Raw genomic sequence first — 14,299 nt, 5'->3', positions numbered from 1 at the left:
ATAAGGCGTTTATATAGTTCCGAAACGGACCTATCTTGCCGCCAGCCAGATCAATGCCGCCGCGCCCGCCACGATTCGATACCAGGCAAAGGGCGTGAATCCCCGCCGCGACACGAGTCCCACAAACCATTTGATGACCAGCAGCGCGACGATGAAGGAAACGATAAAGCCCAGCGCGATGCTGCCCCATCCCACGCTGGCGCTGGTGATCTGATCGCCCTTTTTCAGCAACTCCAGCGTGCTCGCGCCCAGCATGGTGGGGATGGCGAGGAAGAAGCTGAACTCCGCGGCCGTCCGCCGCTCCACGCCCAACATCAAGGCGCCCATGATCGTCGCGCCCGAACGGCTCACCCCGGGGATCATCGAAATGCACTGGATGAAGCCGATACCGGCCACTTGCAGCAGCGGAATGTCGGCGATGCCGTGATATTCCGCTTTCTTGACCATCCGCTCGATCAGCAGGATGGCGATGCCGCCGACGATGAGCGCCCAGGCCACGACCTGCGGCGCGCCCAGCAGCACTTCGATATAATTATGCAGCGCCAGCCCGATGACGGCCGATGGCATGAACGCGATCAGCAGGTTCCGCAGGAAACGCCAGCTCACCGGCTCCCGCCGCAGCAGGCCCATGGCGACCGCCCAGAATGTCCGCCAATACAGCACCACCACCGCCATGATCGCGCCGAGCTGGATCACGACATTGAACATCGCCCAGGTCGATGCGTCATAGCCCAGCAGTTCGCTGGCCAATATGAGGTGGCCGGTCGAGGATACCGGCAGGAATTCGGTCAGCCCCTCGACGATGCCGAGCAGGATGACCGTCAGATAATGCATGTCCATGGGGCGCTATGGTCCTCGGGTCAGGTTTTCGTTACGGGGAAAGCACGATTGTGCGCCGCACACATTGCCGCAGACCGCGCCGCCCGCAAAGCGCCCCATGGGCAGCCGGTCGCGAGCGGCTTTCGTCCCGTCGATGGATCGGTTCAGGCCTTTACGCGCCCGGCGAAGCGGCCATGCCGGCGATAGCGCACCAGCCAGCCTTCCGCGACCGCGCCCATTGGCGTCGGCGCGATGCCCAGCGCCGCCAGCCCTTGCGCGTCCGGCGCGACCACATTGTCCTTTTGCAGCATCGCATATTGGTCCCGCGTGATCGGCGCGCCCGGCAGGAAACCAAAGGTCGCGATCAGCGAAGCGATCGGCGCGGGCACCGCCATCAGGCTGCGTTCCCGCCCGATGGCCTTGGCGATCCATGCATTGAGCTCCATCATGCTCAGCACCTGCGGCCCGCCCAGTTCATAGGTCTTGCCGCCATGCGCGTCCGGCTGCGCCGCCGCATTGACGATGGCCCCCGCGACATCGGTGACGAACACCGGCTGGAACTTCGTGCCCGCGCCGATCACCGGCACCACGGGAGCCATGCGGATCAGGTCGGCAAAGCGGTTGAGGAACTGGTCTTCCGGCCCGAAGATGATCGACGGCCGGATGATGGTCGCGTTCGGAAAGGCCGCCTTGACCGCCGCTTCGCCCGCCGCCTTGGACCGGCCATAGGCGGACGGGCTTTGCGCGTCCGCGCCGATGGCCGACACATGGACCAGCGCCTTGACGCCTGCGTCCGCCGCCGCCTTCGCCACATTGGCCGCACCCTGATGGTGCACCGCGTCGAAATCGCCGCTCAATATGCCGACCAGGTTGATGACGATGTCGCTGTCCGCGACGGCCAGCGCGACGCTTTTGGGCTTGCGGATGTCCGCCACGACGAACTGCGTCTGGCCCAGGCCGCCCAGCGGCTTGATCCGCACCGCGCCCGCCAGATCGCGCTGCGCCACGCGCACTCGCGCACCGCGCTCCAGCAGCGCCTGCGCCACCTGACGGCCCAGAAAGCCGCCGCCGCCGAACAGGGTAACCAGACTGTCCTTCATCACGCGTCCCATGTCTGAATAAGGGGGAAGACTCTTGGCCTCCCCCTTGCATCAGCCGCCGCCTGCTGACAACCGCCTTATATCATATCCAGCCTTGCAGACCGGCAATCATCCACAGGCCCAGAAGCAGGAACAGCAGCGCCGCGCCGATCTGAAGCGCGCGCATCGGCACCTTTTTCGCCAGCACCTCGCCGAACAGGACCGCGGGCACATTGGCGATCATCATGCCCAGCGTCGTGCCCGCCGTCACCGCGATCAGATTGTCGAAGCGCGCGCCCAGCGCCACGGTCGCCACCTGCGTCTTGTCGCCCATCTCGACCAGGAAGAAGGCGACCAGCGTAGTCACGAACACGCCCGCCTTCGACGGCGCCTTGAGCGGCGCGTCCTCGTCGATTGTGTCGGGGATCAGCGTCCACGCCGCCATCGCGATGAAACTGGCGGCCACGGCATAGCGGAACCAGTCCCGCGTCAGCACGCCCGCGATGGAGTGTCCGACCAAAGCGGCCAGGAAATGATTGGCGAGCGTCGCGAACAATATGCCCATGATGATCGGCACCGGCTTTCGGAAGCGGGTGGCGAGCAGCATGGCGAGCAGTTGCGTCTTGTCGCCCATTTCGGCGAGCGCGACCAGCGCGGCGGAGGTGAGGAGAGCTTCCATTCAGATTTCCGGGGCCGGGCGAAGGTGAAAGACGCAATGCCACCGCGTCCTCCCGCCCGGCCGGACTGGAAGATGCGATGCCATTGGTCTCGCCCGATGCGCTGGAACCATATGTTCCCGCCCATCCCGTCCGCCACGACCTCTCGGCCGAATATGTTGACGAACGGCCCGTTGCAGAGTGATTTCGAAGCGGCTGGAACAGCCGCCGGCTCGGAAATCACGGTACGCAGAAAGCCCGCAACGGCTGGCTACTCCCCAGATGACGGGTCCGCCTTTAGGGCAGTCGTTTCACGAAGGCAAGTCATGGCCATGATGGCCGCGTTCCGACGGTTTGGTCAGCCGCTTTTCGATCGCCTGCCGCACGTTCCGCCGCGCGCCCAGCGCAAAGACGATCTCCGTCACGATGAACAGCGGTCCGATGAGCAGGCCGCGTATATCGTCCAGAAAGGCGGGCTTGCGTCCCTCATAGCCATGGCCAACCAGTTGCAGCGCCCAGCCCGCGATGAACAGCCCCCCGCCAGCCGTCAGCCACAGGCCTGTCGGCATCTGCGCGACTTCGATGCCCATCCAGCAGCCGATCACCAGCAGCGCGGTCATGATCGCCCCCAGCATTGCGTCCAGCCCCAGATAATAAAAGGCCGCCAGCGTCGATAGGGCGATGGCCGGCGTCAGGGAGATGGGATCGGCGGGCAATATCGGGCGTGAGAGCAATATGTCGACGCCCAGCACGATCATCGGGATGCCCACCATATGCGTGGCGACATTATGGGGATTGCGGTGATAGGCCGCATAGAGTGTCAAATGGTGGACCAGCTTGCTCATCGCTCCGGCTCCTCCTCCTTGGGCGCGATCTTCCGCCGCGTCCTTTCCGAAACCGATTCTGTCCCTCTTCGCGTCCCCCCGCAAGGAAATTTTCGTGATTTTCTCTGTTCGCGGGTGGGGGTGGGTGGGAGCGGAGTGGCGACTGTAAGCGTTAAGAAGCAAAGGGATTCGACTTGCCATTCCCCAAGGAGCAACATCTTGTGTTGAAGATGGCCTTCAAACGCACAAAATCATTTTTCTTGGCTGTCTCGGCGTCCAGTGCAAGCGCAGTATTGGGATGTTCGCTGCCTTCTCCCGATTATAAAGCGCCTCCCATTATTGAACAGGCGAGGCAGAACATCCTACAGGTCGATGCTATAGTGGATGGAAAAATTGTTCGACTTGGCGGATATGATTACAGGGCAAAAAAGCCGATTCCGGTTATCCTGAAGGTAAGCAAAGTCTTCAAAGGGCCGAGATTGTCATCATTCTCTTTGAGAATACCGGCAGGAGGTTGTGAGATTTCCTTTCATAGGAAGGAGAAGGTCAGATTACTGCTTAGCGAGGCGAACGGCAGTTGGGCGGCCATCGAGCATCTAAATTTGCCTTACCCCATTTTCGGAGAAGCAAGTGAAGGTATGATAGACTATCGCTTGCCCTATGCCCGAGCGCTCGACGAGCAGATCGGATTTCCTCGTAGCCCTGATACTGCTTTTACGCCCGCCGGGCAGTAAAAGTCATTTTTCCATTTTGCGGCTGCTTTTGGACGATTTGGAAAAATCGCTGAATCTCTAACCATGGTCGATTGCATATGAGCAGACCTATAAATTCTTCCCTGCAAGGGGAGGTGGCGAACCGGAAGCTCATCGCGCTATCGGGACGGTGCTATTCCTCCACCGGTCCCCTTTCCCTTCATGGGAGGATTTGAGGGGCCGCAATTGGCCGCCCCCCTTAAGGCTCGCCCTTCGACTCCTGCATCCGCCGTTCGGCGAACCATTGTTCCAGCATCTTGGCGGTGCAGCCGGTGAAGCCGTTGCTGCCGATGGCCGAGCAGCTTCCCGGCAGGGTTTGCCGCTGGACCTGTTCCATGGTCGCGACCTGGCTGCCCCATCCGGGGCCACCCGCCGGTTCGGGTTTTTCGCGCAGCTTCTTGGGGATGCGATAGCGTTCGGATTCGGGCTTGCGCGCGCATACGACGATCTCGTCGCCCTCGCTTTTGGGGCAGGGGTCTTCGCCATAGACCACCAGCGTCGCCACGCGCTGCGGCGGATCGGCGGGCACGGGAGGCGGGGCAGGGGCGCCCTGCGCGGCTGTCCCCGCCAGCGCAGGCAGGGCCATCACCAGCAGCGAAGGCAACAGGGCACGAAAACGCATGACGTAAATCCTTCCGTTCGCCCCTATATCCCTCATATATATCCCCCATGCGCCCAATATGGGGGAAGCGGCTTTTAAGACGCCGCGGCCGTGACGGTTCCGTCAGGCCCTGCGTTCATCAAGGCTGATCGGGCGCGCCGCCAGTCGGCTCCTCGGCCTGCTGCTGCCGTTGCTGCTCCGCGGCCTGCGCCTTTTCATCGGCCACGGCCTGCGCCTCGATCGCCTTGCTGTCGGCGTCGATGGTGGAAAGCCGCCGCGCGCGCTCCGCCTCCACCAGATCCTTCCAGCTTGCATTATCGGCCGCCCGTCGCTCCGCCTTGGCCAGCCGCGCCAGCTGCGCGAAGCAGCCGGTCGCCCCGCCGCCGCCCACCGGAGAGCAGCTTTCCGTGCCGCTGCGGCCGACATATTCCATCGACCGCACCCGCTCGCCCCATGCCTGATGGCTGGGCTGGTTCGGGTCGCCGCGCAGCGGTTCAGGGATGCGATAGCGTTCCTCCTCGCCCTTGCGCGCGCACACCACGATGTCGTTGCCGGCGCTTTGCGGGCAGGGATCGTCGCCATAGACGATGACGAGGTTCACCTTTTCATTCTCCGGCCTCGCGGCGGGCGCGGCCTGATCGGCGGGGCCGGTCTGCGCCATGGCGGGCAGGGCGGTCCCCATCATCAGCAGGGCGGCGGCGAACATCGGCGTCTTCATCATGATAGCGTCCTTTCAGATGCGCTTCGAAAGCGCGATGGCGGCACGGCAACCCAGACGGATGGCACCCGACAGGAGGGGATAGGCCGGGGCCTGCTCCGCGCCATGGGCCAGCGCAGTGTCGCGATGCTCGACTTCCTCCGCCTGAAAATCCGCGATGAGCGTGGAGAGTTCCGGGTCGTCCTGACCCAATTCCTTGAGCTGCTCGGAATAGTGGCGGTCGATTTCCGTTTCGATGGCGGCGGTGCAGGCCATGGCGGCGCGCGGGCCGATGGCCGCCGTCACCGCGCCCAGCGCAAAGCCCGCCACGCTCCAGATCGGCGTCAGCGCCGTTGGCCGCACGCCCCTGCGCGCGATCATCGCGTCGAATGTCCTGCGGTGCCGTTCTTCCTGCGCGGCCATGCCTGCGATCAGGCGGGCGTCGGGATGGCGGTCCCCCATCACCGCAAGCTGTCCCGCATAGATGCGCGTCGCGCCGAACTCGCCCGCTTGGTCCACGCGCAGCATGGCGGCGCGCGCCGCGTCGCTCGACCGGCGGCCGGGGCGGGGGAAATCCTGGGGCTTGGGCGCGCTCATGCTTTCTGTGCTCCTTTGCGGCTCAGCAGCCCCAAGATGGCGAGCGCGGACCCAAGCGACAAGAGGCCGTTATATCCCGCCAGCGAAATGCCCAGCAAACTCCACGGCGCCACGTCGCAGCGCGTGATCGGCGTCGCCATGATCTGGTCGAGTATATCGGCGGAACTGCCGCCCCCCGGACTGGTCGAACAGGCGGTCAGCCCCTGCCACCAGCCATATTCGACGCCCGCATGGAAAATGCCGATCCCCCCGCTGATCCCGATGGCGATGGCCGCCAGCGCCGTGAACGCCGCGCTCCAGCAGGGCCGTCCCCTGACCGCAAAGGCCGCCGCCGCCAGCACGATCGCCGCCATGTGCGGATAACGCTGCCACCAGCACATTTCGCACGGATGCAGCCCGCCGACATATTGCGAGGCATAGGCCCCGCCCAGCAGGACCAGCGGAACGATCAGCGCCAATGCGCGGGCAAGGGGCAAATGCTTCATGACGCCCGCTTAAACCCCTGCGCGCCTTTCGTCATGCTGAACTTGCGGCAGGATTATTTTCCCATGCCGGTCCGCCGGGCGCGCGCGGCCTCAAACCATGCAACCAAAAGGCCGATGATGATTTGACTCGACGCCAATAGCCGCATGAGAAGATGTTCCCCGCAACCGATACAGGAAGGGCGCGCCGCCATGAGCGAACTGACCATCTGGACCTATGACTGGGTTCCTCCCGGCCCGCGCGGTTTCGTGCGCGACCTGCGGCTACGCTGGGCGTGCGAGGAAGCCGGTCTTGCCTACGCGATCGGCACGGTCCCGTTCGACGGGCGCGAAACCAATCATCTGGAGCGCCAGCCCTTCGGCCAGGTTCCGTTCCTGAACGATGGAGGGCTGGAGATATTCGAAAGCGGCGCCTGCCTCCTCCATCTCGCCCGCAAAAGCGACAGGCTGATGCCGCGCGATCCGGTGGGAGAAGCGCAGACATTGCAATGGACCATCGCCGCGCTCAACTCGATGGAGATGGTGACGGTGCCATGGTGGTTCCTGAAGATGACCGGCGGGGAGAGTGACGATCTCACCGGCTGGCTCGGCCAGCGCCTCGGCCATGTGGAGAGAATATTGGGCGAGCGGCCATGGCTGGCGGCGAACCGCTTCACCATAGCGGACCTGTTGATGGCCGATGTCCTACGCATCCCGGACATCCGCGCCTATGGCGACCGGCCGGCGAGCGAAGCCTATGTAACGCGCATCACCAGCCGCCCCGCCTTCCAGAAGGCCCGGACCGAACAGATCGAGCAGTTCGAGGCAGCTGATCGGGAGAGGGGGGAGGGAAGGGTAGGGTGACAAGTGGCGTGGTGCGGGTTTTGCCAGAGCGTCAGCAACGCGCCGACTTTTCGCCGTTCCATATGCCTGGCCACCGTCTCCAAAGCCGCAAATCGTTCATATAAGGATCGAACGTAGAAATCGTAAACGACTTTCTCTCGGTTGACACTTTTTCAGAGTGCGGTTGCTGACTCCTACTCTGTGGAGGTTCCACGCTTACAGCAGATCGATCGATTCGGTGCCTGGCCAGTTTTCGGTTTCTGTTCACCCAGTTTGAACGCCTTCACTTTGGGAATAGGCTCTCACGAACACGGCCGAAGAAAGTGTCTGCGCGGATTGCATCTCGTAGCTTTTCGCGGTTCTCCGAACTCAGTTGCGCTGCCAAATTTGTTAGCTTCTTTGACACGTCTTTGACCATCGCCTTGAACTTGTCTTCGTCCGCAGCAGTGTCCACGATAGACTTCGCGATGGCAGTCACATCCTTCGGCTTCCGCACCTTCAAGACATCGACGCTATGAGTAATTGCCTGATAGACGCCCCACAGGATATAGAAGCGATATATCTTCAAGGCATTATCGATTTTCTGATTGCGCCACAAAAACTCCAATCTGTAGTAAAGGTACGCGACTGCATGATACAGTCGAACATCGCTCTCCTCTTGGAAAATAAGACCGACATTTTCTTTGAAAATCTTCTTGTAATCTCGTGCCGATCGGTTCGGCTGGTTCAGAAGAGTTGCGGAGATCGCCTTCATCAATACCGGAAACTGCATGATGCGGGCCCGCTCAATCTCCTCGCGTTGATATTGGTTCTCGCGGCGTTCAATGAAGATCTTTAATTGATCATCGATCGATTGGCAGTACTCTTCGAGGTTCTTGACAAACGGCAGCAATGCGAGAAACTGCTCTTCATTGATCTTGTTCTGGCTGTTCGTGCCGATAATTATAGATGCGATGAAATCATCATCATTTGCTCCGATCAGACGAAAAGGAACAGAGATGCCTTTGAGGTTATCCCGATTGTTGAAAAGAATATTAGTTGTTTAGCAACCGTTAACAATCTGGTAATCCTCAATTCGGAACTCGTCGGCTGTACAATGTATAGATTTTGCAATTGCGGTGACACCATTGTTACGGAACACGAAGTCATATCCCTGATCGTCGCCGATGGTGTCAGAAATACGCTTGTTAAGGGGAGAGTTCTCATTGTAATCGCGGACATTGTCGAAAAATACATATCGGTTGACGCCTATGACTATTCCTTTGTCATCCTTGACTTCAACCATCTTCACCAACTCAGATGCATCTATGAAACCGATGTAGCCCTGTTCGACCTTTTCATTTTTCGGCAAGGACACCTGCTTAGGAAATTCTATCTTGACTTGAGCAGAGCGAGACGCGGAACGGTAGAATGTTTGGAGCTTGTCCGCTCCCAGCATTTCGATAATAATTCGATCTTTGTCAAAGATACTGCGGTCTTTGAGCCGCTGCATCCGATCGTCGATTAGTTTCTCAATCCGAGGCGGGTTTTTATAAAGCTCGGACGTTGCATAGTAGATACGCAGTCCGGGATTTTTCTTCGCCACGGCTTTCTTATAAATGACGTCCTTGACATTTATGAGATCGTCTAACTGGTCGCTCTCGCCGTAAAGTTCATCATCAAAGAATTTTTCTACCGCATCGAAGAGTTTTCCGATATCGCCATAGTCGTAGCTGGTACCGGTCTTGGACTGAAAGAACGCGAATTCGACTTCAGGGTTGTTAACGTCCTGTAGGGCGGCGTTGGCCTCATCGGTATCCGTAACCAAATCCCCCTGGATGATCACAGCGGCGCCGTCTAGCCCGAACTCGTCTCCTTTAAGATGAACTTGTAGGGGGTTAATACCGTGACCAAGTTGTCCTGAAATTACAGAATAGATTGTATAGGCTTCGAAGACCTCAGATTCAGACATATGGTGCAGAGATTCGTTAGTTTTGAATTGCTGGCACTGAGCCTTGATAACAGGATGCGCGGACGGCCTCTACTCACAGGATGTTGGACACAACCATAGGACCTGCGGGGAGGAAATCCAGCCCTTCCTTGAGAGGTTGAGACTTGCGTCACGCCGGTGGTGATATCCCAAGGCAATGGGATAGGCGGCGGTTCCAAGGCAGCTGTTATTCTTTACCCGGCACCAGAAACCGGTCAGACGGCAAACAGCCCTAGTCGGAAAAGATAAAGATAAGGCATGCCGCGAAGCTGTGGCTCCCACGCAAAAACTGCCGCCGCGAAGATTCACAGCCCGCCGGAACCAAACACCGATCCGCGCCTTAACAGCGCGGTGACGAAGTCGGTTTTCAGCCGGGTCTGTCAGCGCCTTCAGGGGTAAAAACGATGAGGAGCATGGCCCTTTCTCCGTCGAACTCGGCGACGAGGGCGATGACGAGCGCAACATCGGTCTGAACTACGAACAAGAATGCCTTGGATGCGCCCCTGGCGCCCCTCGGAGTGCCGCAACCGAACAGGGCGCGCATGAGAATGCCAAGATTGAACCCGGCGACGTGGATCAAATAACGCTTGTGAACATTCTCGCGCCCGCGCAGCCACGCGCGGCGCATGCCGCCGCGATCCAGGACGTGGGCAAAGCTACGCTCGACCATCTCACCACGCTTGCGCATCGCCTTGCGTCCGACGGCGGATTTCAGGCGAGACCGATTGGCGTAGACGGCCTTCTGGGCAGCCTCGTCGCCGTGCCAGCGCAGATATCCATTCGGCGGTGCCGGCTCGGCGATGCGCGTCTTCCAGATGTCGCCGTCGAGACCCTTGAGGAGCTCGCGCGAATGATAGCCTTTATCGGTCACAAGATCGCAGGGATCCCCGGACGTCGGCGCCAGGCCAATGTCGGCGAGGTTGCGTGCTGCCGTCTCCAGCGTGGCGTCGAGCGTTGTCGTGTCGCCCTTGTCGGCCGGGTGGATCGGCGCTGCCACGATAACACCCGTGTCGAGATCGACCGCGTGTTCGGGCTTGTAGGCCAGACGCGTCGAGCCGTTCTTCATCCGCGCGACCTTCGCGTCGGGATCGGTCTTGCTCGCCCAGTCCGCATTCGACAGCTTCTTGCCCTTGCGTTTGCGATCGAGCCGGACAAGGTCGTCGATCGTCGGCGTGTCGATGCCGCTCTCTTGCGCCATGCGCACCAGCATCTCGCGGTAGGTCTCGCCATTGTCACGCCGCACGATGGTACGCAGCGCGGCGTTCGCCTCCATGGTCGAGCCATCGACGCCGATCCGCTCGCCTTTCACCAGATCGTGCCCGGCGACGAGGGCCAGTACCCAGCCGAAGATCTGGTCATGTACCTCGTGCGGCAGGCGGCTCCGCGTCTTCGACAACCAGCTATGATCAGGGACCTTGTCGCGGCTCGACAGTCGCAGGAACTCCCGCAGCGACAGCGAATCCGAACAGCGCCAGACAATCCCGCGTTCGCTGTCGATGCCCTCGAAATAGCCGATCAGCAGCATGCGGAAATAGCGGCCCGGCGGCAGCGACGGGGCTCCCATCCGCGGCGCATAATAGGGCTTGCACGTCTTCTCGACAAAGCCATCGAAGCCCGCCTCGGCCAGCAGCTTCTGGAGCTTGTCGTAGAAAACATGCCCCGGTGAACGCGGTATCTCCGCCCACGTCACGATCAAATCGGACTGGACCTCGCTATCACGCCCCATCGCCATCGCCGCTAACCCGCCAGACAATCCCACTGCCGCACTGAATCAGCCACCGCCGACTTCGTCAACGGCCTGTTAACGCTCGACGCCCTTCGCTTTCCCCCACGCCCGCGCGGCGGTGTAGCCCAGATAGCCCGTGCCGAAGAGGGCATAGAGCGGTTCCGGCAGCGCCTCCAGATAGGCGCGCATCCCCTCGACCATGGCCGCCGCCATGTGCGGCCGGATGCCCGCGATCAGGCCCATCGGCACCGACCACAGCAGCAGCCCATACATCATGTAGAGAAAGGCCGGCCGCGCCCGCCTGACCCATGCGTCGTCCGTGTCCGTTGTCTGTTCCTGCCTGCTCATATGGCCTCTCCTTAACCGATACGGTTCGCCAGCCACCCGTAGAGAAAGGCTTCATTAGCGGGCCGGCTTTCCGCCAGCGCGATATAGCGCTCCCCCTGCAACGCCTCGACCGCTTTCAGCAGCACGCGTTCGCCCGCCGATCCGCGCAGGGCCATGAACGCGCCGAGCGCGCCCAGCGTCTTCGCCCCGATCATCCGGTCCACCTTCAGGTCGGGATAATCCTTCTGGTTGCGATTGAGCGCATTGAGCGCCCGCTGGAGGAAGCCCGTCGCCACCGCCGGACCCATATTCACCCCGGTGTCGAACAGCTCCGCCGCCACCTCCGGCGCGATCTCCGCGGCGAAGGCATAGCCCGGCCGTTCCCAGTAAAGCCGCCGATAGATGCTTTCCGCCACCGCGCGCGGCATTGTCCGCATGTCCCCGACATAGCCATTGTCACGCGCCACGCCCTGCGTGATGCCCCAGTTGGTCGGCCCGCCGCGATCGGCCGGGTGATGGCTATACCCGCCCTCGCGTTCGATCAGCTCGTCGATCAACGCCGCAATGTCCATGTCCGCCTGTCCCCATGTTCCCGGAAAGGCGAATCATTTATCCCATATGGTTCGCTGTAGGACAGCAAAAACCACGCGGGTTCAACAAATAGGAAAAATAGGAGGGGCAAGAAACGGCGATCCCCTCGCCATCTCTCTCTTGATTTTGGTCGGGACGAGAGGATTCGAACCTCCGACCCCCACACCCCCAGTGTGATGCGCTACCAGGCTGCGCTACGTCCCGACCGGAGCCGCGGCACATAGATGCATGTTCGATAACATGCAAGGCCCTCGGTCATCGCTTTTTACGGCTTGCCTCATTCCCTAATCATATTGCCTCGCCGGTCCCGCTGTGTTAGCCGCCCGCCCTTGATCCGTGGGTGCCGCGCGCCCGCGATTTTGGACAAGAGAACAGAGAACAAGGCGAAAGTCCCACCCATGCTCATAACTCCAGCTTTTGCCCAGACCGCTGGCGGGCAAGCTTCCGGCGCTTCCATGCTGGTGCAGATGCTTCCGCTGGTCCTGATCTTCGTAGTCTTCTGGTTCCTGCTGATCCGTCCGCAGCAAAAGCGGATGAAGGATCACAAGACCAAGATCGAGGCAGTGAAGAAGGGCGATCAGGTCGTCACCGGCGGCGGCCTCGTCGGCAAGGTTGTCCGTGTCGACGACGTCTATGTCGATGTCGAACTCGCGCCGGGCATGAAGGTGAAGGCCGTCAAGGGCACCCTGTCCGATGTCGTCGATCCCATGACCGCCAAGCCCGCGAACGACTGAGCGAGCGATGCTGAACTTCTCGCGCTGGGCGGTCGCCGCGATCTTGCTGCCGCTGGTCATCGGCATCCTGTGTGCCGTGCCCAGCTTCCTGCCGGACTCGGCTGCCGAAAAGCTGCCCCGGTTCATGCAGACCCGCGTGAACCTTGGCCTCGACCTTTCCGGCGGCAGCCACCTGTTGCTCGAAGCCTCCACGCAGGACGTCGCGAAACAGCGGCTCACCAATATGGAGGAGCAGGTCCGCACCGAACTGCGCCGGGGTGATCCGAAGATCGCGGTCGGCGACATTTCCAGCCGCGACGGCAAGCTCAGCTTCATGGTTCGCAATCCCGCGCAGGTCGATGCCGCCGTCGAGCGCATCCGCCCGTTGACCCAGGGCGCGGGTCTCACCGGCCAGCGCGACTTCAATGTCGAAGTGGTGAACAGCTCCACCATCGTCATCACGCCCACCGATGCAGGCATCAACAATGCGGTGAAGAGCGCGATGGAAGTCGCGACCGAGGTTATCCGCAAGCGCATCGACGAAATGGGCACCCGCGAACCTACCATCCAGCAGCAGGGCGACAATCGTATCGTCGTACAGGTGCCGGGCCTTCAGAATCCCAAGGCGCTGAAAGACCTTCTGGGCCAGACCGCGAAGCTCGAATTCAAGCTGGTCGACGTCAACGCCAACCCCGCCGAAGTGGCGCAGGGCCGCGCCCCGGTGGGCAGCGAAGTCCTGCCCTATCCGGACAATCCATCCCGCGTGCCGGTGATCGCGGTCAAGCGGCAGGTGATGGTGTCGGGCGAGGATCTGACCGACGCGACGCAGGGCTATGACCAGAACAACCAGGCGATCGTCAATATCCGCTTCAATGGTTCTGGCGGTCGCAAATTCGGGCAGGTGACGTCGCAGAATGTCAATCGGCCCTTTGCCATCATCCTGGACGGCAAAGTGCTGTCCGCGCCGAACATCAATGAGCCGATTCTGGGCGGCAGCGCGCAGATCAGCGGTAATTTCACGGTCGAGAGCGCCAACCAGCTCGCCATAGCGTTGCGTTCGGGCAAGTTGCCGGTTGCGTTGACGGTGGTCGAGGAACGCACTGTCGGGCCGCAGCTTGGCGCCGACTCCATTCGCGCGGGTCTGATCGCCTCGGTTATCGCCGTGGTCGCCGTCGCGGCCTTCATGTTCTTCAGCTACGGGCGTTTCGGCGTTTATGCGAATATCGCCGTGACCATCAACGTGCTGGTCATTCTGGGCGTGATGGGCATTCTCGGCGCGACGCTGACCCTGCCGGGCATCGCCGGTTTCGTGCTCACCATCGGCACGGCGGTGGACGCCAACGTCCTTATCTACGAGCGGATTCGCGAAGAGCGGCGACGTGGCCGGGGCGTGGTGCAGGCGATCGAATATGGCTATAAGGAAGCCAGCCGCACCATCTTCGAGGCGAACGTGACTCACGCCATTGCAGGCGGCATCATGCTGGCGCTGGGTTCGGGTCCGATCAAGGGTTTCGCCATCGTGCTGCTGATCGGCATCGCCACCAGCGTATACACCGCCGTGACCTTCACGCGTGTGCTCGCCGCGTGGTGGCTGCGTACCAAGCGCCCGACCGAAATCAACATCTGACGGGGCGGGAGAGACAA

Annotated in this window: 15 protein-coding genes, 1 tRNA gene and 1 pseudogene; 4 read left to right on the top strand and 13 right to left on the bottom strand. The window is 61.3% G+C overall.

Features of this window, described 5'->3' with window-relative positions; genetic code table 11:
- Positions 1-30 precede the first annotated feature (30 nt).
- The 4 genes from ATN00_RS01680 to ATN00_RS01665 form a co-directional block, all read right to left on the bottom strand.
- Positions 31-840: an undecaprenyl-diphosphate phosphatase gene (locus ATN00_RS01680; RefSeq protein WP_062061265.1), complete on the bottom strand. Its 810-nt coding sequence runs from the start codon at positions 838-840 to the stop codon at positions 31-33.
- A gap of 143 nt (positions 841-983) precedes the next feature.
- Positions 984-1,919 carry a complex I NDUFA9 subunit family protein gene (locus tag ATN00_RS01675; RefSeq protein ID WP_231746358.1) on the bottom strand — a complete coding sequence of 312 codons (936 nt, stop codon included), beginning with the start codon at positions 1,917-1,919 and terminating at the stop codon, positions 984-986.
- 82 nt (positions 1,920-2,001) lie between these two features.
- A complete protein-coding gene (locus ATN00_RS01670; protein ID WP_062061261.1) occupies positions 2,002-2,577 on the bottom strand; it encodes a TMEM165/GDT1 family protein in 576 nt (191 codons plus the stop codon).
- Between the two features lie 288 nt (positions 2,578-2,865).
- Positions 2,866-3,399, bottom strand: a complete 534-nt coding sequence (locus tag ATN00_RS01665) for an Mpo1 family 2-hydroxy fatty acid dioxygenase (protein ID WP_062061259.1) — start codon at positions 3,397-3,399, stop codon at positions 2,866-2,868.
- A gap of 200 nt (positions 3,400-3,599) precedes the next feature.
- Here ATN00_RS01665 and ATN00_RS01660 point away from each other — a divergent pair, with 200 nt between their 5' ends.
- On the top strand, positions 3,600-4,112 hold the full coding sequence (locus ATN00_RS01660; RefSeq protein WP_062061257.1) for a hypothetical protein: 513 nt from the start codon (positions 3,600-3,602) through the stop codon (positions 4,110-4,112).
- A 217-nt stretch (positions 4,113-4,329) separates the two neighbouring features.
- On the opposite strand, the gene ATN00_RS01655 is transcribed toward ATN00_RS01660, so the two are convergent.
- From ATN00_RS01655 to ATN00_RS01640, 4 genes are all read right to left on the bottom strand, one after another.
- A complete protein-coding gene (locus tag ATN00_RS01655) occupies positions 4,330-4,752 on the bottom strand; it encodes a hypothetical protein (protein ID WP_062061254.1) in 423 nt (140 codons plus the stop codon).
- A gap of 118 nt (positions 4,753-4,870) precedes the next feature.
- A complete protein-coding gene (locus ATN00_RS01650; protein ID WP_062061252.1) occupies positions 4,871-5,452 on the bottom strand; it encodes a hypothetical protein in 582 nt (193 codons plus the stop codon).
- Between the two features lie 12 nt (positions 5,453-5,464).
- Complete coding sequence (locus ATN00_RS01645) at positions 5,465-6,025, bottom strand: demethoxyubiquinone hydroxylase family protein (RefSeq protein ID WP_062061250.1); 561 nt, start codon at positions 6,023-6,025, stop codon at positions 5,465-5,467.
- Positions 6,022-6,510 carry a disulfide bond formation protein B gene (locus tag ATN00_RS01640; protein WP_062061248.1) on the bottom strand — a complete coding sequence of 163 codons (489 nt, stop codon included), beginning with the start codon at positions 6,508-6,510 and terminating at the stop codon, positions 6,022-6,024. The genes ATN00_RS01645 and ATN00_RS01640 overlap by 4 nt, the downstream gene beginning before the upstream one ends.
- 189 nt (positions 6,511-6,699) lie before the next feature.
- On the opposite strand from ATN00_RS01640, the gene ATN00_RS01635 reads away from it, so the two are divergent.
- A complete protein-coding gene (locus ATN00_RS01635) occupies positions 6,700-7,350 on the top strand; it encodes a glutathione S-transferase family protein (protein WP_062061245.1) in 651 nt (216 codons plus the stop codon).
- A gap of 262 nt (positions 7,351-7,612) precedes the next feature.
- Here the strand turns inward: ATN00_RS01635 and ATN00_RS01630 are convergent.
- From ATN00_RS01630 to ATN00_RS01605, 5 genes and pseudogenes are all read right to left on the bottom strand, one after another.
- Positions 7,613-8,821, bottom strand: a pseudogene (locus tag ATN00_RS01630) (AIPR family protein).
- 844 nt (positions 8,822-9,665) lie between these two features.
- Positions 9,666-11,030, bottom strand: coding sequence for a transposase (locus tag ATN00_RS01620; RefSeq protein ID WP_013039168.1), 1,365 nt, complete (start codon positions 11,028-11,030; stop codon positions 9,666-9,668).
- Between the two features lie 69 nt (positions 11,031-11,099).
- A complete protein-coding gene (locus ATN00_RS01615; RefSeq protein WP_062061236.1) occupies positions 11,100-11,372 on the bottom strand; it encodes a 3TM-type holin in 273 nt (90 codons plus the stop codon).
- Positions 11,373-11,383: 11 nt separating this feature from the next.
- Positions 11,384-11,923 (bottom strand): glycoside hydrolase family 108 protein, encoded by a 540-nt coding sequence (locus ATN00_RS01610; RefSeq protein ID WP_062061233.1) that lies wholly within the window; start codon positions 11,921-11,923, stop codon positions 11,384-11,386.
- Between the two features lie 146 nt (positions 11,924-12,069).
- A tRNA-Pro gene (locus tag ATN00_RS01605) sits at positions 12,070-12,146 on the bottom strand.
- 194 nt (positions 12,147-12,340) lie between these two features.
- On the opposite strand from ATN00_RS01605, the gene yajC reads away from it, so the two are divergent.
- Both yajC and secD read left to right on the top strand, forming a co-directional pair.
- Positions 12,341-12,676 (top strand): preprotein translocase subunit YajC, encoded by a 336-nt coding sequence (gene yajC, locus ATN00_RS01600; RefSeq protein ID WP_062061230.1) that lies wholly within the window; start codon positions 12,341-12,343, stop codon positions 12,674-12,676.
- 7 nt (positions 12,677-12,683) lie between these two features.
- Positions 12,684-14,282, top strand: a complete 1,599-nt coding sequence (gene secD, locus ATN00_RS01595; RefSeq protein ID WP_062061227.1) for a protein translocase subunit SecD — start codon at positions 12,684-12,686, stop codon at positions 14,280-14,282.
- Positions 14,283-14,299: the final 17 nt, after the last annotated feature.

This window comes from Sphingobium baderi (genome assembly GCF_001456115.1).
GTDB classification, from domain to species: Bacteria; Pseudomonadota; Alphaproteobacteria; order Sphingomonadales; family Sphingomonadaceae; genus Sphingobium; species Sphingobium baderi_A.
Note: the sequence above shows the minus strand (reverse complement) of the source record. Positions and strands in the feature narration are given on the sequence as shown.